This is a genomic window from Pseudomonas sp. TTU2014-080ASC, assembly GCF_001446935.1.
GTDB lineage: Bacteria > Pseudomonadota > Gammaproteobacteria > Pseudomonadales > Pseudomonadaceae > Aquipseudomonas.
The window spans coordinates 483288-505494 of the sequence record NZ_LKKK01000011.1; the positions used below are offsets into that span (position 1 = coordinate 483288).

19 protein-coding genes are annotated in these 22207 nt (G+C 56.1%); 12 read left to right on the top strand and 7 right to left on the bottom strand.

Features of this window, described 5'->3' with window-relative positions; genetic code table 11:
• Positions 1–68 precede the first annotated feature (68 nt).
• Both AO726_RS12660 and AO726_RS12665 read left to right on the top strand, forming a co-directional pair.
• A complete protein-coding gene (locus AO726_RS12660) occupies positions 69–677 on the top strand; it encodes a LysE family translocator (RefSeq protein ID WP_058068428.1) in 609 nt (202 codons plus the stop codon).
• Positions 678–816: 139 nt separating this feature from the next.
• Positions 817–1524 carry a TraX family protein gene (locus tag AO726_RS12665; RefSeq protein WP_058068429.1) on the top strand — a complete coding sequence of 236 codons (708 nt, stop codon included), beginning with the start codon at positions 817–819 and terminating at the stop codon, positions 1522–1524.
• A 148-nt stretch (positions 1525–1672) separates the two neighbouring features.
• Here the strand turns inward: AO726_RS12665 and AO726_RS12670 are convergent, their stop codons facing one another.
• Positions 1673–2317, bottom strand: a complete 645-nt coding sequence (locus tag AO726_RS12670; protein ID WP_058068430.1) for a LysE family translocator — start codon at positions 2315–2317, stop codon at positions 1673–1675.
• 367 nt (positions 2318–2684) lie between these two features.
• Between AO726_RS12670 and dinB the strand changes: the two genes are divergently transcribed.
• Together dinB and AO726_RS12680 are read left to right on the top strand one after the other, a co-directional pair.
• Positions 2685–3746: a DNA polymerase IV gene (dinB, locus tag AO726_RS12675; RefSeq protein WP_058068431.1), complete on the top strand. Its 1062-nt coding sequence runs from the start codon at positions 2685–2687 to the stop codon at positions 3744–3746.
• Positions 3747–3770: 24 nt separating this feature from the next.
• The gene (locus AO726_RS12680) at positions 3771–4412 is read left to right on the top strand and encodes a YdcF family protein (RefSeq protein ID WP_058068432.1); all 642 of its coding nucleotides are present in this window, start codon (positions 3771–3773) and stop codon (positions 4410–4412) included.
• A 60-nt stretch (positions 4413–4472) separates the two neighbouring features.
• Here AO726_RS12680 and rhlB read toward each other — a convergent pair whose 3' ends face one another.
• The 3 genes from rhlB to AO726_RS12695 form a co-directional block, all read right to left on the bottom strand.
• Positions 4473–5912: an ATP-dependent RNA helicase RhlB gene (gene rhlB / locus AO726_RS12685; RefSeq protein ID WP_058068826.1), complete on the bottom strand. Its 1440-nt coding sequence runs from the start codon at positions 5910–5912 to the stop codon at positions 4473–4475.
• A 159-nt stretch (positions 5913–6071) separates the two neighbouring features.
• Entirely contained in the window at positions 6072–7007 is a 936-nt protein-coding gene (locus AO726_RS12690; RefSeq protein ID WP_058068433.1) for a GGDEF domain-containing protein, read from the bottom strand.
• 222 nt (positions 7008–7229) lie between these two features.
• Positions 7230–7889 carry an alpha/beta hydrolase gene (locus AO726_RS12695; protein ID WP_058068434.1) on the bottom strand — a complete coding sequence of 220 codons (660 nt, stop codon included), beginning with the start codon at positions 7887–7889 and terminating at the stop codon, positions 7230–7232.
• A 426-nt stretch (positions 7890–8315) separates the two neighbouring features.
• Between AO726_RS12695 and AO726_RS12700 the strand changes: the two genes are divergently transcribed.
• The 5 genes from AO726_RS12700 to AO726_RS12720 all read left to right on the top strand — a co-directional run bounded on the left by AO726_RS12700 (position 8316) and on the right by AO726_RS12720 (position 13981).
• Complete coding sequence (locus AO726_RS12700; protein ID WP_058068435.1) at positions 8316–9344, top strand: amino acid ABC transporter substrate-binding protein; 1029 nt, start codon at positions 8316–8318, stop codon at positions 9342–9344.
• A gap of 149 nt (positions 9345–9493) precedes the next feature.
• The gene (locus tag AO726_RS12705; protein ID WP_058068436.1) at positions 9494–10678 is read left to right on the top strand and encodes an amino acid ABC transporter permease; all 1185 of its coding nucleotides are present in this window, start codon (positions 9494–9496) and stop codon (positions 10676–10678) included.
• A 9-nt stretch (positions 10679–10687) separates the two neighbouring features.
• The gene (locus tag AO726_RS12710; protein WP_058068437.1) at positions 10688–11785 is read left to right on the top strand and encodes an amino acid ABC transporter permease; all 1098 of its coding nucleotides are present in this window, start codon (positions 10688–10690) and stop codon (positions 11783–11785) included.
• Positions 11786–11796: 11 nt separating this feature from the next.
• A complete protein-coding gene (locus AO726_RS12715; RefSeq protein ID WP_058068438.1) occupies positions 11797–12558 on the top strand; it encodes an amino acid ABC transporter ATP-binding protein in 762 nt (253 codons plus the stop codon).
• Between the two features lie 127 nt (positions 12559–12685).
• Positions 12686–13981: an OprD family porin gene (locus AO726_RS12720; RefSeq protein ID WP_058068439.1), complete on the top strand. Its 1296-nt coding sequence runs from the start codon at positions 12686–12688 to the stop codon at positions 13979–13981.
• Between the two features lie 51 nt (positions 13982–14032).
• Here AO726_RS12720 and AO726_RS12725 read toward each other — a convergent pair whose 3' ends face one another.
• The 3 genes from AO726_RS12725 to AO726_RS12735 all read right to left on the bottom strand — a co-directional run bounded on the left by AO726_RS12725 (position 14033) and on the right by AO726_RS12735 (position 17713).
• On the bottom strand, positions 14033–14437 hold the full coding sequence (locus AO726_RS12725; RefSeq protein WP_058068440.1) for an META domain-containing protein: 405 nt from the start codon (positions 14435–14437) through the stop codon (positions 14033–14035).
• A complete protein-coding gene (locus AO726_RS12730) occupies positions 14434–14874 on the bottom strand; it encodes a hypothetical protein (RefSeq protein ID WP_058068441.1) in 441 nt (146 codons plus the stop codon). Before AO726_RS12730 ends, AO726_RS12725 begins: the two co-directional genes overlap by 4 nt.
• A 91-nt stretch (positions 14875–14965) precedes the next feature.
• On the bottom strand, positions 14966–17713 hold the full coding sequence (locus tag AO726_RS12735; protein WP_058068442.1) for a response regulator: 2748 nt from the start codon (positions 17711–17713) through the stop codon (positions 14966–14968).
• A gap of 121 nt (positions 17714–17834) precedes the next feature.
• On the opposite strand from AO726_RS12735, the gene AO726_RS12740 reads away from it, so the two are divergent.
• The 3 genes from AO726_RS12740 (at position 17835) to AO726_RS12750 (ending at position 22135) form a co-directional block, all read left to right on the top strand.
• Positions 17835–18542, top strand: coding sequence for a response regulator transcription factor (locus tag AO726_RS12740; RefSeq protein WP_058068443.1), 708 nt, complete (start codon positions 17835–17837; stop codon positions 18540–18542).
• The gene (locus AO726_RS12745; RefSeq protein WP_058068444.1) at positions 18539–19882 is read left to right on the top strand and encodes a HAMP domain-containing sensor histidine kinase; all 1344 of its coding nucleotides are present in this window, start codon (positions 18539–18541) and stop codon (positions 19880–19882) included. Before AO726_RS12740 ends, AO726_RS12745 begins: the two co-directional genes overlap by 4 nt.
• 174 nt (positions 19883–20056) lie before the next feature.
• Positions 20057–22135, top strand: coding sequence for a TonB-dependent receptor domain-containing protein (locus AO726_RS12750; protein WP_241492105.1), 2079 nt, complete (start codon positions 20057–20059; stop codon positions 22133–22135).
• Positions 22136–22207 lie beyond the last annotated feature (72 nt).

A 22207-nucleotide genomic window follows, 5' to 3' on the forward strand; every position in this document is an offset into this window, starting at 1 on the left:
ATAAACCCGTGTAGCGGGTTATCTTCTGTCAAGTTTGGTTGTGTTCGCTGAATTATCTGGACTGATAAATGCCCCTGGACACCTGGTTACTGTATCTGCTGACTTGCTTCGGTATTGCGGTGGTTCCAGGGCCGAATGCCATGCTTGTGCTGACCCACGGTGCCATGCATGGCCGACAAAAAGCTGTAGGCACTATTAGTGGCGGCGTGCTGGGCTTTGTAGTGATGCTGTCTTTATGCGCCACTGGGCTGGCAGTGCTGATCCAAACTTCGCCGACCTTGTTTAATGCACTGAAGATTGTTGGTGGCGTTTACCTGATCTGGCTGGGTGCCAACCTCTGGCGAGCCGCGCCGATCACCTTTGACCCTCTCTCCGGTCAGGCTTCTGGCAATGCATTGTTGTTCAGGCAGGGGCTGCTGGCAGCTTTATCCAACCCCAAGGCGTTGCTGCTGTACACCGCCTTTTTACCGCCATTTCTGGACTCCAGCCGCAACCTGTTGGTGCAAACTCTAGTGATCGTCATTACCTATGCGGTGGTGGAGTTTGCGGTGGAGTACTTGATCGCCAGTGCGGCCGATAAAGTCAGACCTTGGCTGGCGCGGTCGGGACGGTTATTCAATCTGATTTGCGGCTGCTTTTTTGTCATCTTCGGCGTATTGCTGCCGTTCAGTTCATAACGTAGCGTTCCTGTTCTTCAAGGGCATCCTTTGACGCGTATGCTCAGTTGTTGCAGCCTTGGGGAGTCGATGTGTGGGACTTCCCGGCCGGCTTGGTTCTGTTATTGGATTTTCGGAGTTATGACCTTGGTTTTTCCGCATGAAGCGTGATGCCGGTCTGGACTTGGTCAAATGGTTAGCTTTACTGACCATGTTGGTGGACCACCTGCGTCACCTCTGGCCTCAGGCGCAGGATGAGTTATTCATGCTCGGCCGCCTGGCATTCCCGCTGTTTTGTCTTGGGATCGCTGCCAACGTACGCCGCTCCCGCAGCGGGGAGTTGTTTACTCCGAACAATGCACGTTACCTGGCCTGGCTTGTCGCCTTTTCGGTTATCTCAGAGCTTCCTTATCAGTGGCTTTCCACGCAAAGCAGCTCGTTAAACATCATGCCAACCCTGACACTTGGATTGCTGGTGGCCTGGGCTGTGCATCATCAGAGTCAGAGCGCTTCTCTGCTCGGGGCTGCTGGCATCGCAGCAGGTGCCTTATTGCATGACGTGCTGATGTACGGCGTATTCGGGGTGTTGCTGCCAGCATCCTTAGTGATCGCGTTAAAACGTTCGGGTGTGTTCTGGCTTTTGCCGGCCGTGGTCAGTGTTTTGGCCAATAGCCGTAATCGCTGGAGTGATGGCTTGAGCTTCGACACCATCGGCAACAGTGTGGTTGTGGAGTTTATGGCCCCGCTGTTAGGCCTTTGGCTGCTGCGGGCGGGCTTCACGTGGCGTGTTTGGCCGGTGGGGCGCTGGGGCTACTTTTTCTATCCGATTCACCTGTTGTTGCTGACGATGATCAGGGCGGTGCTGTAGAGGTTTGGACAAGTGTCCTGGACGGATGCCCTAAAACGCGCTGACTGACGTGCGCAACTGAACATGTTTACGGATTGAACCTATAACCGGTGCAGCTTTAGCGGCGGCCGCGGTAGGAACAGTCGACAGATGCAGGCGGAGCCCTTTCTCAGCGGTGAGTGAGCGCCAGCCTGACGCCCAGCCCAATAAAGGCAGTGCCTACAATCCGATCCAGCAGTATCTGGATTTTGCGGTTGCGGGAGACTGCGCCAGCGGCACTGCCTGCCAATAGGGCGAACATCGAGTCGGTCACAAAGGCCACCAGCGTGTAAGCAAGGCCCAGTACGAGGAAGGATTCCATCTGGTGTTGTCCGTTAGGCACGACGAATTGCGGGAAGAACGAGACAAAAAACAGCAGCACCTTGGGGTTGGTCAGGGTGGTGATAAAGCCTTTGCTGAGTAGGTCCTGCAAGCGCGCATCTTTCTTAATCGGCGGGGCATCGTCCTGCCCAGCATCGGTTTTGGTTAATGTGCCGAGGATCATCTTCCCGCCCAGATACATCAGATAAAGCGCGCCGGCATATTTAACGATCGAGAACATCACCGGTGAGGCTGCAATCAGTGCAGTCAGGCCAATCACACTGGCGATCGCGTGGGTGCAACTGCCCAGAGCAACGCCGGCCGCAGAAATAACACCAGCCCGTCGTCCATTGGCAACGCTTTGCCCTACGACGTAGGCCATATCAGGGCCAGGGGTAATGGAAAGCAGAAAAACGGCCAGTACAAACAGCCACAAGCTGGTGATATCGAACATAAGGACGTGCCTACAGAAACGGCTGGCGGCTGAGCGGGTTTACTCGCCAGATAACGAAAGGCCGCTACTTTAACATTTGCCTAATTGCTCCGTCGGCGGTGTTGCTGCCTGCCGACAGCCTGCAAACCATCGCCAGCGCTTTGCAAGCCCGTGAGGCAAACTTAGGGCAGTAAGCGCGGCAGCAGCTTTAAGGCTGTACAATCCAGAGGCTGGGTGCTGGTGAGTGCCCAGCCTTTTTGCTGCCTGCCTTTACTGAGGCTCACACCACTGCTTGCCCGCGTTGCCTCATGTTTTTCTCGGCGAAAAGTGGTTATACCCTTGGTTAACCCCGCTGCCCTGTCTCGATCTGTATCCGCACAATTAAGTTATGAGCCAACGAAAGATCGTCCACATTGACTGTGATTGCTTTTACGCCGCGATCGAGATGCGTGACGATCCGTCCTTGGCAGGAAAGCCGATTGCGGTAGGGGGCTCGGCTGAGCGGCGTGGGGTGATTGCGACCTGTAACTACGAGGCGCGGGCGTATGGTGTGCGCTCGGCCATGGCATCGGCTCAGGCGCTGAAGTTGTGTCCCGATCTGTTGATCGTAAAGCCGCGAATGGATGTTTACCGGTCGGTTTCACGGGAGATTCACGCCATCTTTCGTGAGTTCACCGATTTGATCGAACCGCTGTCGCTGGACGAGGCCTATCTGGATGTCAGTGACAGTCCGCACTTCTCTGGCAGTGCTACGCGGATTGCTCAGGAGATTCGCAAGCGAGTGTGGCAGACGCTGCACATCACAGTGTCCGCGGGCGTGGCGCCCAACAAATTTATCGCCAAGATCGCCAGCGACTGGCGTAAGCCTAATGGGCTGTTTGTGGTCACGCCGGACGAGGTGGAGGGTTTTGTCGCCGCGCTTCCCGTTAGTAAATTGCATGGTGTGGGCAAGGTGACGGCCGACAAGCTGGGGCGGCACGGCATTCGCACCTGCAGTGATTTGCGTGAATGGAACAAGCTGGCGTTGGCCAAAGAGTTCGGTAGCTTTGGTGAACGGCTGTGGGAACTGGCGCGAGGCATTGATAACCGCCCGGTGGAGAATGACAGTCGAAGACAGTCGGTCAGCGTGGAAAACACGTTCGATGCTGATTTGCCGGATTTACAAGCCTGTCTTGATGAGTTGCCGGATTTACTCGAGCAACTCAAGACGCGTTTGGAGCGGTTGGATGCGAGTTACCGGCCGGACAAGCCATTCGTCAAAGTGAAGTTTCACGATTTCACCCAGACTACGCTGGAACAAAGTGGTGCCGGACGTGATCTGGAAAGTTATCGGCGTTTGCTGGCCAGTGCGTTTGCTCGAGGCAACAAGCCTGTCCGACTGCTGGGTGTAGGTGTGCGTTTGCACGATTTGCGCGGCAAGCTGGTACAGCTGGAGTTGTTTGACGGCTGACAGGCATCTCAGGGAGGAGGTGGTATGACCGAAACACTGCGCCAGGCTCAAGTGCTCTGGGACTATCTATCAGCGAGGCGCAGTCATGCGCAGTGTGAGCTGCTGATCGTCTGCGGCAGCTATGATCTGCGGGTTTGCGACTATGCCTGTGAGCTGCTTAATCAAGGCGTTGCCGGGCATATCGTGTTCTCAGGCAATACCGGCAACTGGACGCGGCATTTGTGGACGAGGCCTGAGGCTGAGATTTTCGCGGAGCGTGCTGTGGCGCTTGGTGTAAGCCCCGATCAGTTCACTCTGGAGGCGCGTGCAACCAATTTTGCCGAAAACATTGCCTTTACCCGGCAGCTGTTTGCGCACGTGCGCAGTGCTACGTTTCTAACCAAACCCAATTCGATTCGCCGGGTAAAGCTGACCTTACCCATTCGCTGGCCGGAGCTAACGGCGTGGGTGGATGCGCCGGATTATGGCTTTCCAGACGGAATCGCCAACGCCGTTGGGGTGTTCGGGGTGATTGCGGAAATGGTCGGTGATATTCAGCGCATCAAGCTGTATCCGCAGGCCGGTTTTCAGGTAGCTGCTGATTTGCCGGAAGCGGTGGAGCAGGCCTGGCAGTATCTGGTGGCGCAGGGTTTTGATCATCACACGATCAGTGTCCAGCGCGGCTAACACTTTTCAGTGCGCACAAAAAAGGCGAAGCCTGAGCTTCGCCTTTTCTTTATCCGCCGATCAGTTCTTGCGCGGAACAGCTTTGAGCAGTTCGTCTGGCGGCATTTCGCAGGCGATCTTGCGGCCCAGCAGCGCTTCAATAGCGGGCAGAGCGTAGGCGTCATCTTCACCGGCAAAGCTGATGGAGGTGCCGCTGGTGCCAGCGCGACCGGTACGGCCGATACGGTGTACGTAGTCGTCCGGGGTTTCCGGCAGGGTGAAGTTGATCACGTGGCTGATGCCGTCGATGTGAATGCCGCGACCGGCAACATCGGTGGCCACCAGAACGCGGATTTTGCCTTCACGGAAGCCTTCCAACACTTTGATCCGCTTGTGCTGCGGCACGTCGCCGGACATTTGCGCTGCGCTGACGCCATCACGGGTCAGGCGCTCTTCAATGCGACGTACTTCATCCTTACGGTTGGCAAACACCATCACCCGGCTCCAGTCGTTCTGGGTGATCAGGTTGTACAGCAGTTTGTACTTGTCGCTGCCAGCTACGGCGTAGACGTGCTGTTCAACGGTGTCGCTGGCGACGTTTTCCGGCTCGATTTCGACAATGGCCGGGTTAGTCGTCCACTGCTTGGCCAGGTTCATCACGTCTTCGGTGAAGGTGGCGGAGAACAGCAGGGTCTGGCGTTCGCCCTTCATCGGGGTTTGGCGAATGATCTGGCGGACCTGCGGAATAAAGCCCATGTCGAGCATGCGGTCGGCTTCGTCCAGCACCATTACTTCGACCATGTCCAAGTGCACTTCACCGCGCTGGTTGAAGTCCAGCAGACGGCCTGGTGTGGCGACGAGGATGTCGCAGTAGCGCGATTCCAGCTGCTTGAGCTGTTTATCGAAGTCCATGCCGCCGACAAAGCTCATGACGTTGAGGCCGCAATATTTGGTCAGCGCCTGAGCATCTTTGGCAATCTGCACCACCAGTTCGCGGGTTGGCGCAATGATCAGTGCGCGCGGCTCGCCCATGTAGCGTTCTTTAGGCGGAGGCGTCTGCAGCAGTTGAGTAATGGTGGAGATCAGGAAGGCAGCGGTTTTGCCGGTGCCTGTCTGTGCGCGGCCAATGGCGTCACGACCGTTGAGGGTATAGCCCAGCACTTGTGCCTGAATCGGCGTGCAGTACGGGAAGCCCAGATCATGAATAGCGTGCATCAACTCGGGGGAGAGGTTGAAATCATGGAAGCGGGTCTTGCCTTCGGCTGGCTCAACCACGAAGTCTTCAAGCTTCCAGGTATCCACCGGTTTTACAGGCTGTTCGCGACGCGGACGTTCCTGTTTGCCTTTAGTTTGCGGAGCTTTACCGCTGGCTGCCTGGCCACGTGCTTTGGCTGGGCGGCCGGATTTTTCCGCTTTGGGCTCTTCTTTGACGTGTTTGGCGCTGGGCGCTTCAGGTTGACCAGCAGGGTTGGGCGTGGGGTTTTCGGTCTTGCCGAAAATCTTTTTGAGTGCTTTGAGCACGGCCATCTCGTCAATTGGTTAAGGAATGAACGGGCCACAGTGTAAAGCATGTCGCCGGTATGGCGAAGCATTGTCCCGGTTCTTGACTGTTTTAGAGGGTTAATCCGGCGATTTTGCAGCTTTGTCCAAGCCAGCTGTGTGCTCAGCGATCTGTAAATGTCAGCAGTGCAGGCTATTCCGCCCGCACCGTTTGGCTCGGTAAAGGGCTTTGTCGGCGCGGGCGATGAGGGTTAGGAGGGAGTCTTTCGGGTGGTGCTGTGCGACCCCAATGGAGATCGTCACCCCAGGCAGTAGGCCCACTTGGGAGTGAAACCATTCGATCTGTTCCAGTGCGCTGCGCATGCGTTCGCCAATGACGCAGGCTTCATCGAGCACGGAAGGCATCAGAATGACGAACTCCTCGCCGCCATAACGAACCAGGGTGTCGTGGGGGCGCAGTTGCTGGCTAAGGGTGTGCGCGACCATCGACAGGGCATAATCGCCGGCCAGGTGGCCGTGCTGGTCGTTGTAGTCTTTGAAGTGGTCGACATCCAGCATGAGCAACGACAACGGCCGCTGATCAAAAGCGTTGCGGGTATTTTCTCGCTCAAAGATATGCTCCAGCCAGCGCCGGTTATAAATGCCGGTCAGAGCGTCGATGTTGGCGCTCAGCTCACTGTCACGGAACATCCGGTCGGCTCTGCGGGTCCGGCTGCACAGTATTATCAGTAAGTTGCGCATCAGTTCCGGGGCGATTTGGCTCAGCAGCGGCAGTGCGCTGTGGTGCAGACGCAAAATCTGGCAAGGCTCCGGGGCAATCACATAGGCGGAGGGCAGCAGGTTGTCGATAAAGCTGAGCTCTCCAACACAGTCGCCCGGATGCAGGGTGCTGATTGAGTGACTGTCTGGCGATTCCAGGTAGACGTTGAGTTGGCCTTCCAGCAACAGGTACAGGTACTGGTTGCGTTTGAAAGGTGACAGCAGCACTTCGCCCGGCATGAGCCTGTAAGGGCTGAAGGCCTTGAGCGAGGCGTGGAAGCTGCGCAGCGGTACATCATGAAACAAAGGCATTTGCCGCAGCTGCCGCAGGCTGATTTGCCATGGGGCACGTTTCATTGTCGAAGTCGCCGGGTTGGGTCTGGCCGTGCGGATCTGGCTTCCGGCACGACAGAAGAGCAAGACCATAGTCCTAGTAAAAGGCACTGACAATGGTCTTAAGTCGGCGTCTGAGGTGACGTGCAAAGTTTGCTGATTTGCTCACACTTTCTGACCAACTTGCCAGGAATGTTGCGGCCTGTGGTGGCGCTCTGTGGCAAGTCGGTCAGAGTGCTAACGCGGCTACTGGCTGAGGCGCTTCTCCAGCCACAGTGCGATGTCGCGGATTTCTTCATTTATTACTTCATGACCCATTGGGTATTCACGCCACTGCACATTGACACCAGCTGATTGCAGGAAGTCGTGTGCGGCGCGGCCCATGGCAGGCAGGACGATGTCGTCGTAAACGCCGTGCAGGCACAGCACCGGCAACTGCAGTTTGTCTGCCGAGAGAGCCAGTTCGCTGTTGAAGGTCGGCGCGTATGTGGACAGCGCCATGACGCCACCGAGTGCGAACTGCCAGCGCAGGAATGCTGTATGCAGAACCACTGCACCGCCTTGGGAGAAACCCGCCAGGATGATCCGCGAGGGATCAATGCCACTGTCACGCTGTGCCTCTATCAGGCTGATGATCTGCTGTGCCGAGGCTTCAAGTTGATCATGGTTAATTGCGCGTGCCGGGCTCATGGCGAGGATGTCATACCAGCTTGGCATGGCGTAGCCGCCGTTGATTGTTACCGGCTGGGTTGGTGCCTGAGGCAAAACGAAACGGGTGGTGTGCAGGCGTTGTTGCAGCATTTGTGCAACAGGCTGGAAGTCATAGCAGTCGGCACCCAGGCCATGTAGCCAGATCACACAGGCATCGGCATCACGGTTTGGGTGCAGGATCAAGGGTTCGCTCATGAGGGGCTCCGCTGTGGTGCAGACGTGTTTCTTGGGATTTGTCCTTTGGGTAAGCAGGCTGAAATTTAGCGCGGACAATTCTCCAGCATATTCAGTGATTTGTCGTCGATCGTGAAGGTATTTATAGCTATTTTCTTATTGTGGTATGGGCTTTGCTTTACGCCTTTGTGCTTGATTTGTGAACCAAGAAGGGCGGGTGCAGGCCAAATTTACCCTCTTCATTCAGGGCTTTTGACTGACGCTCAGCCAGTGTGTTGTGACGTGTTTAGCGATTTTGACCTGCCTTTAATGAGTCGTTAGGGAGGGTTGGGGGGAGTTTATGGCCGATGGGGAAAACGGCTACTAGACTCGAAGCAGGTTTGCCTCTGATCACAAGTCGCAGGCAGTCCAGACTCCAATCAAAATAAAAGCAACTGGAGATTCAATATGAAGATGGTGAAGTCAACATTGGCCGTACTGTGCGCTGCTGCTGCTCTTGGAGCCAGCTCGTTTGCTTTTGCAGGCGCTACGCTGGACGCAATTCAGAAGAAGGGTTTTGTTCAATGCGGCATCAGTGATGGATTGCCGGGATTCTCGTATGCAGATGGTAAGGGCAACTATCTGGGAATCGATGTTGACGTGTGCCGCGCTGTGGCGGCGGCTGTCTTTGGCGACGCGAAAAAGGTTAAGTACAGCCCGCTGACGGCGAAAGAGCGTTTCACCGCTTTGCAGTCGGGCGAAGTAGACATTCTCTCGCGTAATACCACCTGGACCAGCTCGCGTGATGCGGGACTGGGCCTGAACTTCGCCGGTGTTACCTATTACGACGGTCAGGGCTTTTTGGTGAACAAAAAGCTGGGTGTGGCCAGCGCCAAAGAGCTGGATGGCGCGACGGTGTGCATCCAGGCAGGCACCACGACTGAGCTGAACCTCTCCGATTACTTCCGCGCTAACGGTATGAAGTACACACCGATCACCTACGACACTTCTGATGAGAGCGCCAAGTCGGTTGAGGCGGGCCGTTGCGATGTGCTGACCTCAGACCAGTCGCAGTTGTATGCCCAGCGCATCAAACTGGCGGATCCTGATTCCTATGTAGTGCTGCCTGAGGTGATCTCCAAGGAGCCTCTGGGCCCTGTTGTGCGTCAGGGTGATGAAGAGTGGTTCGATATCGTGCGCTGGTCTCTGTTCGCCATGCTCAATGCTGAAGAGCTGGGTGTGACCTCGGCGAATGTCGACGATCTCGCAAAAAACACCAAGAACCCGGATGTTGCCCGTCTACTGGGGGCTGAGGGTGAGTTTGGCAAAGACCTGAAGCTGCCGAAGGACTGGGCGGTGCAAATCGTCAAACAGGTTGGCAACTACGGTGAGGTCTTTGAGCGCAACGTCGGTGCGGGCAGTGAGTTGAAAATCGAGCGTGGCCTCAACGCGCTGTGGAACAAAGGCGGCTTGCAGTACGCACCACCGGTGCGCTGACCTCCATGGTGCCGGTAGCCAGCAATGGCTGCCGGCATGGTTCTACTGGTGAACGTGCAATGCCCGCTGTTAACTCTTTATTCCGCATCGGGGCGTAAGCCCTGTGGTTTTAGGCGTTCACGGGCATTGGCGCTCTGTGAGGCCTAGTTATGCATACAAGAGCAGATATCCCACGCCCGGGAGGCTCTTTCTGGACTGATCCGGTGGTACGCGCCTGGTTATTCCAGATTATTGCTGTAGTGGCTGTGGTGGCGTTGGGTTGGTTCCTGTTCGAGAACACCCAGGCCAATCTTGAAAAACGCGGGATCACTTCGGGTTTTGCCTTCCTTGATAACAGCGCTGGCTTTGGTATTGCCCAGCACCTGATTCCTTACCAAGAAAGCAACTCATACGGCCGCGTATTTGTAGTCGGTTTGCTGAATACGCTGTTGGTCTCGGCCATTGGTATCGTCCTGGCCACGCTGTTGGGATTTCTGATTGGGGTAGCTCGGCTTTCGCCGAACTGGCTGGTAAATAAGCTGGCTGCAATCTACATCGAGATCTTCCGCAACATCCCACCTTTGCTGCAGATTTTCTTCTGGTATTTCGCGGTGATGCTGGCGCTGCCGGGGCCACGGCAGAGTCTGAGTCTGGCGGATAGCTTCTTCCTTAACAGCCGGGGCCTGTACCTGCCGGCTCCCAATGTTACGGAGAGTTTTGCGGCCTTCAGTGTGGCCGTGCTGGTCGCTGTGATTGGCGTGGTGTTGCTGGTGCGCTGGAGTCGGGCCCGGTTTGAGCAGAGTGGGCAGACATTCCCGCTACTGCCTGCGTCGCTGGCATTGTTGCTGGGATTGCCGGGGGTGGTGGCGTTGCTACTGGGGAGTCCGGTGAGCTGGAGCGTGCCGGAGCTGGCTGGATTCAACTTCCGTGGCGGCTGGGTGCTGATTCCTGAGCTGCTGGCGCTGACACTGGCACTGACGGTCTATACCGCTGCTTTTATCGCTGAGAACGTGCGTTCGGGGATCAAGGCGGTCAATCACGGTCAGACTGAGGCTGCCCACTCGCTTGGGCTGCCGCCAACAAAAACGCTGCGTTTAGTCATCATTCCGCAGGCGATGCGGGTGATCATTCCACCGTTGACCAGTCAGTACCTGAACCTGACTAAAAACTCATCACTGGCAGCCGGGATTGGTTATCCGGACATGGTCTCGTTGTTTGCCGGTACGGTGTTGAACCAGACCGGGCAAGCGATTGAGGTGATTGCTATCACCATGAGCGTGTACCTGGCCATCAGCATCAGCATTTCGCTGTTGATGAACTGGTACAACCGCCGCATTGCGCTGATTGAGCGATAGGGGGCAGGTATGCAGACTCATCATTTCAAGCCTGACTTGCCGCCGCCTGCCATGAGTGTTGGGGCGATGGCCTGGCTGCGGGCTAATCTGTTTTCCGGTTGGTTCAACACTTTATTAACGCTGTTTGCCCTGTACTTGCTGTGGCTGTTGGTGCCACCGCTGATTCAGTGGGCATTTATTGATGCCGATTGGGTCGGCACCAGCCGCGCTGACTGCACCAGCGGTGGGGCGTGCTGGGTGTTTGTGCAGCAGCGTTTCGGGCAGTTCATGTACGGCTTCTACCCGGAGGAGTTGCGCTGGCGGGTTGATCTGACCCTGTGGCTGGCCATTATCGGGGCGGCACCGCTGTTTGTGCCCAAGATGCCGCAGAAGATCAAATACGCGATCGGCTTTCTGCTGATTTATCCGGTGTTGGCGTATTGGTTGCTGCATGGTGGTTTTGCCGGGCTTTCGGTAGTGCCGACCAGCCGTTGGGGCGGGCTGATGCTAACGCTGGTGATTGCTGCTGTCGGCATTGCCGGTGCTTTGCCGTTGGGCATTTTGCTGGCGCTGGGGCGGCGTTCGGATATGCCGGCAATCCGGGTTATCTGCGTGACCTTTATCGAATTCTGGCGCGGCGTTCCGCTGATCACTGTGCTGTTTATGTCTTCGGTAATGCTGCCGCTGTTTCTCCCGGAGGGCATGAGCTTTGACAAGCTGGTGCGAGCGCTGATCGGGGTGATCATGTTCCAGTCCGCCTATATCGCGGAGGTGGTTCGCGGTGGTTTGCAGGCGATTCCCAAAGGGCAGTACGAAGCGGCCGCAGCAATGGGCCTGGGGTACTGGCGGATGATGGGCCTGGTGATTCTGCCGCAGGCGCTGAAGCTGGTGATTCCCGGCATCGTCAACACCTTTATCGCTCTGTTTAAAGACACCAGTCTGGTGATCATCATCGGCCTGTTCGACCTGCTTAACAGCATCAAACAAGCCACGACTGATCCGGCCTGGCTGGGCATGGCCACTGAAGGCTATGTCTTTGCAGCGCTTATCTTCTGGATTTTCTGCTTTGGTATGTCCCGCTACTCCTTGCACTTGGAGCGTAAGCTGGACACCGGCCACAAACGTTAGGAGTCAGGTCAATGAGTGAAGCCAACAAACAGGCAAACGCAGGGCCGATCATTCAGCTGCAGGGCGTGAATAAGTGGTACGGCCAGTTTCATGTGCTCAAGGACATCAACCTGGATGTTCAGCCGGGGGAGCGCATCGTGCTGTGCGGGCCTTCCGGCTCCGGTAAGTCCACCACCATTCGCTGCATCAACCGTCTTGAGGAGCATCAGCAGGGGCGGATTGTGGTGGATGGCACCGAGCTGAGCAGTGATCTGAAAGACATCGAGACCATTCGCAGTGAAGTCGGCATGGTGTTCCAGCACTTCAATTTGTTCCCGCACCTAACCGTGTTGCAAAACTGCACACTGGCCCCGATGTGGGTACGCAAAATGCCAAAGCGTAAGGCTGAAGAAATTGCCATGCATTATCTGGAGCGGGTGCGCATCCCTGAGCAGGCGCACAAGTATCCAGGACAGTTATCTGGCGGTCAGCAGCAGCGTGTGGCGATTGCCCGGGCCTTGTGTATGCGGCCGAAGATCATGCTGTTTGATGAACCCACCTCGGCGCTGGACCCTGAGATGGTCAAAGAAGTGCTGGATACCATGATCGGGTTGGCGCAGGACGGTATGACCATGCTCTGTGTCACCCATGAGATGGGCTTTGCCCGCACGGTCGCCAATCGGGTGATTTTCATGGACCGCGGAGAGATCGTTGAGCAGAACGAACCGGATGCTTTTTTCACCAATCCGCAGAATGAACGTACCCGCTTATTCCTAAGCCAGATCATTCATTGAGAAAGTGTTTCTATACGTTTCTTGACTGACTTGCTAGTGTTAACAAAAGGAGCCTAAAGGCTCCTTTTGCATTTGATCGACGCATTAATACCAGCTTGCTGGTTACAAGAAAGACGAGGATTTAGAAATGTTAGGAGCAAGGACGGGCGTACTCGCGCTGGGGATTCTGGCCGCTACGCAGGCAATGGCAGAAGGGCAAGCCGACTCTCAGGGATTTGTAGAAGACAGCCATCTGGATCTGTTCTTTCGCAATGCTTATATCAATCGCGATTACAAAAATGGCCGTGATGATAAGGCCGAGTGGGGGCAGACAGCTGAAGCCTACTTCAAGTCCGGCTTTACGCAGGGCACTGTTGGTGTAGGGGTTGATGCATTTGCGCTGTATGCAGTGCGCTTGGATGGCGGTAAGGGCAGGGCTGGCGCCGGTGGTATCGACTTCTTCAAAGTCGGTGACAGCGGTGAGGCCGCTGATCAACTGTCCCGTCTGGGCGGTGCGGTGAAATTCCGCGTATCCAACACCGTGCTGAAGTACGGTGATCAGATGCCGCAATTCCCTGTGCTGAATTACGACAACTCGCGTCTGCTGCCTGAAAGCTTCACCGGTACGTTGCTGACCTCGAAAGAAATCGAAGGTCTGGAAATCAACGTCGGCCGCTTTACTCAGGAAACCCGCAAGAGCACCAGTTCCCGCGACAGTGGTGAATTGGATCGACTCGACGTGTGGGGGATCGCTTATCAATTCACCGATAACTTCAAGGCGTCTTACTACGGCACCAATGTCGACAACGTGCTGGATCGTCATTACGTCAACATGAACTACATCATCCCGATCAGTGAAGGGCGTTCACTGACGCTGGATTTCAATGATTACTACAGCAGCTTTGACAGTGACTTCGGTAAATCGCTGAATGTTGGTACAGATGGCAGCCAGAGCGGCAAAAACAACATTTGGAGCCTGGCGGCGACTTATGCCTTTGGCGCACATGCCATTACCTTGGCGCATCAGCGCAGCACCGGTGACAGCGGCTACAACTACGGCGGTTATCAGAGTAACGGTTGGGTCGGTGACGGTGGCACCAGTATCTTCCTGGCCAACTCCTACTGGTCTGACTTTAACGCCGAAGACGAGCGCTCCTGGCAGCTGGCGTATGACTTGGATTTCGCTTCCTATGGGATTCCAGGTTTGAGCTGGCGCACCGCTTACGTACGTGGTGACAACATCAATGACCGTTCCGGTCGTGGTGATGGCAGCGAGCGTGAGATCTTCAACCAAGTGAAATATGTGGTGCAGAACGGTCCGGCCAAGGACCTGAGTGTGCGTGTGCGTAGTTCGGTTCTGCGCGTTTCCAATAACGCCAGCAACTACAACGCCGATGGTAATGAAGTGCGGGTGTTTGTGGATTACCCGGTCAACGTGTTCTAAGCCACTTAACCTCTCAACCTGAGCCTCAGGTTGAGAGGTTGCCTCCTGCGGCTATTGGCTCTCTGGCCAGAGCCGCAGTGGCTTGCCAGACGCAGGCCACAATTGCAGCTGCTCAGTAGCAGAAAAGTCCCAGCGTTCTACTTGGCTGAGGCTGGAAAGAAAACGTGATTCCTGTTCCATCAGCGCTGGTGCGCACATCTTCCGGGTACTGCCCGGCGCTTCGAAACGTATCGAATGGCCTTCCAGCGTGTAGTTGGCAAACCAGTGGTTGCAGCCTGCGTTGCCGTAGGCACGTCCGTCATCTCCCAGCGTAATGGTGAGGTGGCTGCGGTCGATCAGAGGGCGTTCGCCAATCCACTCTACTTGATAGGTGCGCTCAGTTTGTAACTGTGGGGCGGAGCTTGCACATCCGGCCAGTGCGGCAGGGAGCAGGCAGGCTGTCAGTAATGGTTTCATGTTGCCTCCTTGGTCATGCAGGCGGGGCAAAGGTGCTTGTCGCTTTGATTCTGCCAGCCAAGCTCCTTGATGCGAGCCTCAGCAGCTGGCGCATGGGCTTTTTTGCCCAGCGTTGCATCGACAGCAAATTCAAAGTCTAGTTGCTTGCCGCAGCTGTCGCAGTCGACCTTCCAATTAAAGATCGCCAGTTCTTTAAATGCCGGTCCGGTGGCTACCGCGACCCACTGGCCGCGCGGATTGATCAGGTGCCGGACTTTATCAGTGTGCAAGCGCATGGACAGGTCACGGCTGCCTTTGAGGCTGACCAGCAGCGTGTCGCCGCTTTGAATCGAGCCGCCGTTGCCAGTGACTTGATAGCGGCCCGGGGCAAGGGCGCGGCATTCAATCAGGGTGTGTTCGGGGTTGAGCAGGTTGTAGCGAAAGTCGTGTTCGGCCATGAGTCCTCCAAAAGTGTGCGAATGATAGGGACTTTTGTCGGCAGATGCGCGTCTGGCTGGCTTTTGCGGCCAGCCTGAGCGCAGCAGCAGGTCAGTTGACCTCGTCAGCTTGGGCAGCTTTGGCCAGGTTGAGTATGGCGTTGTCCAGATCTTCCAAGGCCTGCGCAGTGCCGGGGTCGTCTTGCTTGAGCAGGGTTTCGCAGCGCTGGCAGGCCGCACGCAGCTGTGGTACCCCGCAGTAGCGGGTGGCACCGTGCAGACGATGCACGCGTTCAATCAGAGCATCACGGTCATTGTTTTGTCGTGCCTGGAGAATGGCCTGGCGATCGTTATCCAGCCCAGCCAGCAGCATGCCTATCATTTCTTTGGCCAGGTCGGCCTTGCCTGCAGCGAGGCGGAGGCCTTCTTCCGCATCAAGTACTTTAGAGGCTTCGCCTGAGTGGGCAGTTGTGCGCGGCTCGCTGTTCTGTCTGAGTGAGAACCCGGTCCACTTGAGCAGCACCTGCGCCAGCTGCCGCTCGTTGATAGGCTTGGTCAGGTAATCATCCATTCCGCATTGCAGCAGGGTGCGCTTTTCGTTAGCCAGGGCATGTGCGGTCAGGGCAATGATGGGCGTGTGCGGGAGGCTGTTCTGGGCTTCCTGGCGGCGGATTTCTTCAGTGGCCTGACGGCCATCCATGCCGGGCATCTGCACGTCCATAAAGATCAGGTCAAAGTGCTGTTGCCCAGCCATTTCCACTGCTTCATAGCCGTTCTCGGCGGTATGTGCCTTGGCCCCCAGATCGTCCAGCAGTGTCTGCACCAGCAGGAGGTTGGCCGGGTTGTCGTCCACGCAGAGGATCTGTGGGACATGTCCGTTATAAACGGGGCGCTCGCTGAACTGCTGCTGGGAAGGATTGATCAGTCCGGCCAGTGAGAGCTGAAGCTTGCGTGTGCAGGCCGGTTTGACATGCAGCTGTTGGTGCGGGTCGTCGAGCAGGTTTTGGTAGAGCGCTTGCTCTGTGGTCGGGCACAGCAGCAGAGTGTTGCAGCCAAGAACTTTGAGCTCCTGTACTGGGCTTTCCAGGTGTTCTGGCAAGAAGCTTTGGCTGCTGACACCCAACACGGCGAACTCAATCGGGTCCGGGCCAATCTGGGAGTCACGGATGCTGTCAATCAGATCAGGCAAGCGGGCATAGCTGTTTACCCGCATGCCGCAGTCTTCGAGCTGGTGTTGCAGAGCCTGGCGGGCCAGTTCGTGGGCTTCGAAAATGGCGATGCGGCGGTCGACCAGTTGCGGTTGTGGCAAATCATCGTCGTCATTGCGGGCTCTGGGCAGGCTCAGGCTGATCCAGAATTCTGAGCCTTCATCCGGGGTGCTTTCTGCGCCAATCTCGCCGCCCATTTGTTCAATCAGGCGCTTGGAAATAACCAGTCCGAGACCGGTGCCGCCAGCCTGGCGGCTGTGGGAGTTGTCCGCCTGGGTGAAGGCCTGAAAGAGCTCTCGCAAGTCCTTGTCGCTCAGACCAATGCCTGTGTCCTGCACGCTGATGCGCAATTGGGCACGGTCCGCGCTTTCATCCTCAAGCATGGCGCGGACCACAATGCTGCCCGCCTGAGTGAATTTGATCGCGTTGCTGACCAGATTGGTCAGAACCTGTTTGATTCGCAGCGGATCACCAATGAGCGAGAGGGGCGTGTCGCGGTACACCAGGCTGAGCAGCTCGAGCTGTTTGGCATGGGCCGACGGCGCGAGGATGGTGAGGGTGTCCTGCAGCAAGTCGCGCAGGTTAAAGGGAATGTTTTCGAGGACCAGCTTGCCTGCTTCGATCTTCGAGAAGTCGAGAATCTCGTTGATGATGCCCAGCAGGCTGTCAGCCGATTTTTCGATGGTGGTCAGGTAGTCCAGTTGGCGTGGGGTGAGCTCGCTTTTCTGGAGCAAATTGGTAAATCCGAGAATGCCATTGAGCGGAGTGCGGATTTCATGGCTCATGTTGGCGAGGAATTCGGACTTGATGCGGCTGGCTTCTAACGCCTCTTTGCGTGCCAGGTCGAGCTCGATGTTCTGGATTTCGATGGTTTCCAGATTCTGACGAACGTCTTCGGTGGCCTGGTCAATGCTGTGCTGCAGCTCTTCCTGTGCGTTTTGCAGGGACTCGGCCATGAGGTTGATGCCAGCGGCCAGTTCATCCAGCTCCTGGCTGCCTAATGGTGGCAGGCGGGTTTTCAGGTTGCCTTCTTTAAGCTGAGCGACGCTCCGTTGAATTTGCCGCAGCGGGTAGCTGATGGAACGGCTCATCCGTGCTGCCAGCAAGCCGGTGATGATCAAACCCATGGTGATCAGCAGGATGCTGGTCAGCAGGCTGCGATAGCCGCTGACCAGGGTATTGGTGTGGGACAGTTCGAGTTCTACCCAGCCCAGCGGCGGATTATTGGGGGCCAGAGGCGTTTCGCTGGTCAGGTTGAGGTGGTGTTGATAGACCGGCATCAGAAAACGGGTCGACTCTTGGCCGGAGTTTTGCGCCAACAGTTGGTTTTGCGCAGGCATAGGGCTGAGCATTCGTGGGCCGGAATGGGCCAGCAGGCTGCGGTCGGCGCTGAAAAAACTCACGGAGCGCACATCTGGCTGCTCCAGTGCCTGTTCAGCAATGCGCTGCAAAATGTCTTGCTTGCCTGTGCTCAGTGCAGGGGCGCTGAGAGGTGCCAGCTGTTGGGTGATCAGCTGGCCGCGCTGCAGCAGTTGTTCGTGCAGGCCCGACCATTGCATCCATGTAAAGTAGCCGCCCAGTATCAAGGCGAGCAGCGTGGCTGGCAGTAGCGTGAGTAGCAGTACCCGGCTTTTGATGCCCAAATCCTTCAATGCAAGATCCTCCTGGAGATTGAATAGGCAGTGTAGCGACTCATGTCGTGAGAATCTTTAGGTGAGTAGGGACAAAATCTAGGTAGAATAATTCGCATTTAGATTAGTCGAGGGCTGCGCGTTGTCCTGTCATGCTCCTGCTGCACGAATATTGGTGGTCGAGGATGACCCCTTGTTGGCATCACACCTGCAAAAATGCCTCACGGATAAGGGCTATCAGGTCACTCTGAGTCAGGATGGTGGGGAAGGGCTTGAGTTGGCTCGCAGCGGCAACTTTGATCTGATCCTGCAGGATATTTTGCTGCCCGCTGTCAGTGGTCTGGAGGCATTACAGCTGCTGCGCCAGAACAATGGCGTACCAGTAATTTTAATGTCGGCGCTGGGAGAGGAGCAGGACCGCATCGCTGGTTTTAGCCAGGGAGCGGATGATTACCTGCCCAAGCCTTTCAGTTTGAATGAGCTGCAGGTGCGGGTCGAGGCAGTGCTGCGCCGTGTGGCCTACGAGCGTTCGGAGCCTGCCAGTTTCAGCGCAGACCCTCAACTGCAGTTTGATGAGCGCCGTACGGATGTCTCGAAGCAGGGCGTCTGGGCTGGTCTGACCACCACCGAATACCGGCTTTTGGAAGCACTGTCCCGAGATGAGGGTGAGGTGCTGACCAAGCCGTTTCTCTACCAGCAGGTTTTGCACCGGGTTTACTCGCGGCATGACCGCAGTCTGGATATGCATGTCAGTCATATCCGCCGCAAATTGCAGGACATCGGTTATACGGCAGGGCGCATCGATACGGTGTGGGGTAAGGGCTATGTCCTGACGCGGCTGGACGCATGACTTTACCCTCACGCCATTCACTGCTGTGGAAACTGGTGGCTGTGCTGAGTTTGTTCTGCGTGCTGCTAATCAGCCTTAATGTGGACCTGTTTACGCGTTTGCATGAGGCCAACGCACGTCTGGATCAAGAGGCCAGGCAGGAGCTGTTGAGCTGGCGCGATGAGGCTCAGCAGGCCTGGTTTGACGGCGGACGCAGCGGTGTTGATGCGTTTCTTATCCGCCTCTGGGACCGTGAGCAGGTCTGGGCAGCGGTGCTGGACAGTCAGTTTCACTCATACTCATCCAGAGCGCTTAGTGAAGAGGAACGCCGCCGTCTCAACTATGCCCGAAACCTGGACGGTATGTTTGGCCGCCCGGGTAGTCGCCCAAGTTTTCTTGTGCCGTTGCAAGGGCTTGATGGGTATCTGGCCATTGAGTTGCCGCAACGATTAGATCCGCGACGCAATATGCCAATGTGGGAGCTGATCTTGCACCGTATTGTGCCGATCGTGCTGGCACTGCTTGTGGGCCTGTTGCTGTACCGTATTTTGATCGGGCCGCTGCGTATTCTCCATCATCAGGCCAATGCCTTGAGCGCGGGAAATCTGTCTGCCCGCGCAGGGGCTCAAGCGACTGCCCGGCGGGATGAACTCGGTGGTTTGGCCCGGGCTTTTAATCAGATGGCGGGACGCCTTGAGAGTACGGTCAAGTATCAGCGCCAACTGCTGCACGACCTGTCCCATGAGTTACGCACGCCCTTAAGTCGTTTGCGGGTTGCCGCAGAGAGTGAGCGGGATGTTGAGGCCATGCGCCAGCGCCTTGAGCTGGAAGTCGAGGGCATGGAAAAGCTGGTGGCTGACACACTGGAGTTCGTCTGGATGGGGGACGAACAACTCAAATTGCCGCTGGAAGCGGTTAATGTCAGCCACCTGTGGGGCGTGGTAAGAGAGAACGCCAGTTTCGAAACCGGCTGGCCGCTGGAACAAATGCCTTGCCACCTTCCGGAGGACTGTCAGGTTCTCGGGCACCTTAACGGCTTGGCCCAGGCGCTTGAGAATATCCTGCGCAATGCCATTCGCTATTCGCCGGAGGGCGGAGTAGTGGGCTTGAGTGGCCAGCGTGAAGGGGACTATTGGCTGCTGTCGATTGAGGATCAGGGGCCTGGAGTACATCCCGATAAGCTGGACCAGATTTTCGAACCCTTTATTCGCCTAAGTGCTGCGCGACCTGGTGGTGATGGATTTGGCCTGGGCCTGTCAATCGCCCGCCGTATGGTGGAGCGGCAGGGCGGTTTTCTCTGGGCAGAAAATGGTGACAAAGGGTTGCGACTTAGGTTCAAGTTGAAAGTGTATTCTTTGTAAATGAGATTTACTATCATTTGGTGATGTATATCATCTGCGCCGACTACGCGATCGGTGCCTCTGTGTTTTCCTGCGCACCGAACGAGTCCTGAAATTCAGCAGAGAAATACGAGCTGTACGCTTCGTGTTTGTCTCGCCCCAGCGATATTCACTCAGGCACCCCGGGAGACACAGATGTCACGCAGTACACACCAGTCCGTATCCAGATTGCAGCCACGTTTTAGTAAAACCATGTTGGCTGCCGCTGTCGCATCCATGGCATGCGTGGCGTATGCAGAAGAGCCGATGGAGCTGGAGACTGTTGTAGTGACAGCCGCTGGCTTTGAGCAAAGCGTGAAAGATGCACCGGCTTCCATTTCCGTAATCAGCGCTGAAGAGCTGAAAAAGCGCTCTTACACCGACGTGACTGATGCCCTGAAGAATGTGGCTGGTGTGCAAATCATCGGCGGCGGTGTTGAACAGTCCATCTCGATCCGCGGCATGACAGCCGGTTACACCTTGTTCCTGATTGATGGTCGTCCTGTTCAGGGTAATGATGCGTTCGGTATCCGAGGCGCTCAGGCCGGTACTCCAATCAACTTCCTGCCGCCGATTGAAGCTATTGAGCGTATCGAAGTGATTCGCGGCCCGGCATCCGCCTTGTATGGTTCCGACGCGATGGGTGGTGTGGTCAATATCATCACCAAGAAGGTGGGTGACACGATTCGCGGCAGCATCACCAGTGAATATACCGTTGCTGACAGAAAGAACGATGTGAATGAAAACGCCTTCCAGACCAGCGCTTATGTTGATCTGCCGCTGATTCCGAATGTGCTGGCTCTGCAGCTCAACGGCGCGATTCATGATCAGCAGGAAAGTCACTTTGTTGGAGGCAGCGACAGCTCTGCGAGCGACCCGGACTACGAGAAAGAAAACATCGGCGGCAAACTGTCCTGGAACATCAACGAAGACAACCTGCTGACGTTGGGGCATACCTACTCCAAGCAGGAGCGCACCTCCAACCCGGGCAAGAGCATCGCTGAAGATGGCACTAAGAGCTATCGCGAGTCGGTGAAGGAAAACTACTTCCTGGCCCATGAAGGCTCTTATGGCAGCTTGAACACTAACTCGTACGTTAACTACGACAAGTCCGAAAACAAAACTTCCCTGAATGCCACTACCGGCAAGGGCATCACCTATGACGTGCTGACCGTCAACACGCAAGGTACGTACTTCTTTGACAGCCACACAGTTACTGCTGGCCTGACTCACAAGTATGAAGACCTGAAAGACGGCTCCTCCAACGGTCTGAAGCGGCCAATCGTTGCTGATCCGAACGCGGTTGTTGAAATGAACCGCTATCAGAACTCTTTCTTCCTGGAAGACAGCTGGTCGATGACGGATGACTTCACCCTGACCCTGAGCGGCCGTTATGACGATAACCAGGCGTTCGGTGATCACTTCAGTCCGAAGGTTTACGGTGTTTATCACATCAACGAGAACTTCACCCTCAAAGGCGGTGTGACATCCGGTTTCAAGGCACCTGATCTGCGTAACGCTGCCAACGATTACGGACTGTCCTCCATGGGCGGTACAGTGATTGGTAACCCGGACCTCAAGCCTGAAAAGAGCCTGAACAAGGAAATCGGTCTGGCCTACGAGAATTTCGATTGGGGTCTGGAATCCACCCTGACCGTGTATGTCACCGACTACAAAGACAAGGTGAACCGTACCGGCAACATCTGCGACACAGTTAACAAGGTCTGTGAGTGGAATGGCACTATTTATCCGTATGAAGATCGTGGCTACACCGCCAACGAGAACGTGGATGAAGCCGAGCTGCGCGGTATTGAGTGGACTCTGGACTACAAAATCCTGGACAACCTGACTTACCGCCATAGCTACACCTTTACCGAAACTGAGCAGAAGTCCGGTGTTTACAAAGGTGAAGCGCTTAATGACACCGCCAAGCACAGCTTCAACGCCTCCCTAGACTGGGACGTTACCGAGCGCCTGAATGCCTGGACTCAGTTCAACTACCGTGGTTCGACTTCCGGCCGCTGGCAGACCGGCACCAGTGGTTCTTCCAGCAACGGCGTGACTTACCCAGCTTATCGCTTCTTTGATGTGGGGCTGGGCTACAAGGCGACCAAGGACCTGACCCTGAAGGCCGGCGTTTACAACGTGGCTAATGAAAAGGTCAACACAGACGACGGCTTCAACTACAACCTGGATGGTCGTCGCTACATCTTCTCGCTGACCCAAGCGTTCTAAGGGTTATAGCGGGCCAATGATTCCCCGGCAGTTTCTGCCGGGGAATTTTCGTATTCGCAGGTTGCTGATCCT

What these genes read in the sequence shown, in the direction of transcription:
- dinB (WP_058068431.1), top strand. Translation starts at nt 2,685, where the DNA reads ATGAGCCAACGAAAGATCGTCCACATTGACTGTGATTGCTTTTACGCC.
- AO726_RS12725 (WP_058068440.1), bottom strand. Translation starts at nt 14,437, where the DNA reads ATGAAACCATTACTGACAGCCTGCCTGCTCCCTGCCGCACTGGCCGGA.
- AO726_RS12715 (WP_058068438.1), top strand. Translation starts at nt 11,797, where the DNA reads ATGAGTGAAGCCAACAAACAGGCAAACGCAGGGCCGATCATTCAGCTG.
- AO726_RS12705 (WP_058068436.1), top strand. Translation starts at nt 9,494, where the DNA reads ATGCATACAAGAGCAGATATCCCACGCCCGGGAGGCTCTTTCTGGACT.
- AO726_RS12680 (WP_058068432.1), top strand. Translation starts at nt 3,771, where the DNA reads ATGACCGAAACACTGCGCCAGGCTCAAGTGCTCTGGGACTATCTATCA.
- AO726_RS12660 (WP_058068428.1), top strand. Translation starts at nt 69, where the DNA reads ATGCCCCTGGACACCTGGTTACTGTATCTGCTGACTTGCTTCGGTATT.
- AO726_RS12750 (WP_241492105.1), top strand. Translation starts at nt 20,057, where the DNA reads ATGTCACGCAGTACACACCAGTCCGTATCCAGATTGCAGCCACGTTTT.
- AO726_RS12710 (WP_058068437.1), top strand. Translation starts at nt 10,688, where the DNA reads ATGCAGACTCATCATTTCAAGCCTGACTTGCCGCCGCCTGCCATGAGT.
- AO726_RS12730 (WP_058068441.1), bottom strand. Translation starts at nt 14,874, where the DNA reads ATGGCCGAACACGACTTTCGCTACAACCTGCTCAACCCCGAACACACC.
- AO726_RS12720 (WP_058068439.1), top strand. Translation starts at nt 12,686, where the DNA reads ATGTTAGGAGCAAGGACGGGCGTACTCGCGCTGGGGATTCTGGCCGCT.
- AO726_RS12700 (WP_058068435.1), top strand. Translation starts at nt 8,316, where the DNA reads ATGAAGATGGTGAAGTCAACATTGGCCGTACTGTGCGCTGCTGCTGCT.
- AO726_RS12665 (WP_058068429.1), top strand. Translation starts at nt 817, where the DNA reads ATGAAGCGTGATGCCGGTCTGGACTTGGTCAAATGGTTAGCTTTACTG.
- AO726_RS12670 (WP_058068430.1), bottom strand. Translation starts at nt 2,317, where the DNA reads ATGTTCGATATCACCAGCTTGTGGCTGTTTGTACTGGCCGTTTTTCTG.
- AO726_RS12745 (WP_058068444.1), top strand. Translation starts at nt 18,539, where the DNA reads ATGACTTTACCCTCACGCCATTCACTGCTGTGGAAACTGGTGGCTGTG.
- AO726_RS12690 (WP_058068433.1), bottom strand. Translation starts at nt 7,007, where the DNA reads ATGAAACGTGCCCCATGGCAAATCAGCCTGCGGCAGCTGCGGCAAATG.
- AO726_RS12695 (WP_058068434.1), bottom strand. Translation starts at nt 7,889, where the DNA reads ATGAGCGAACCCTTGATCCTGCACCCAAACCGTGATGCCGATGCCTGT.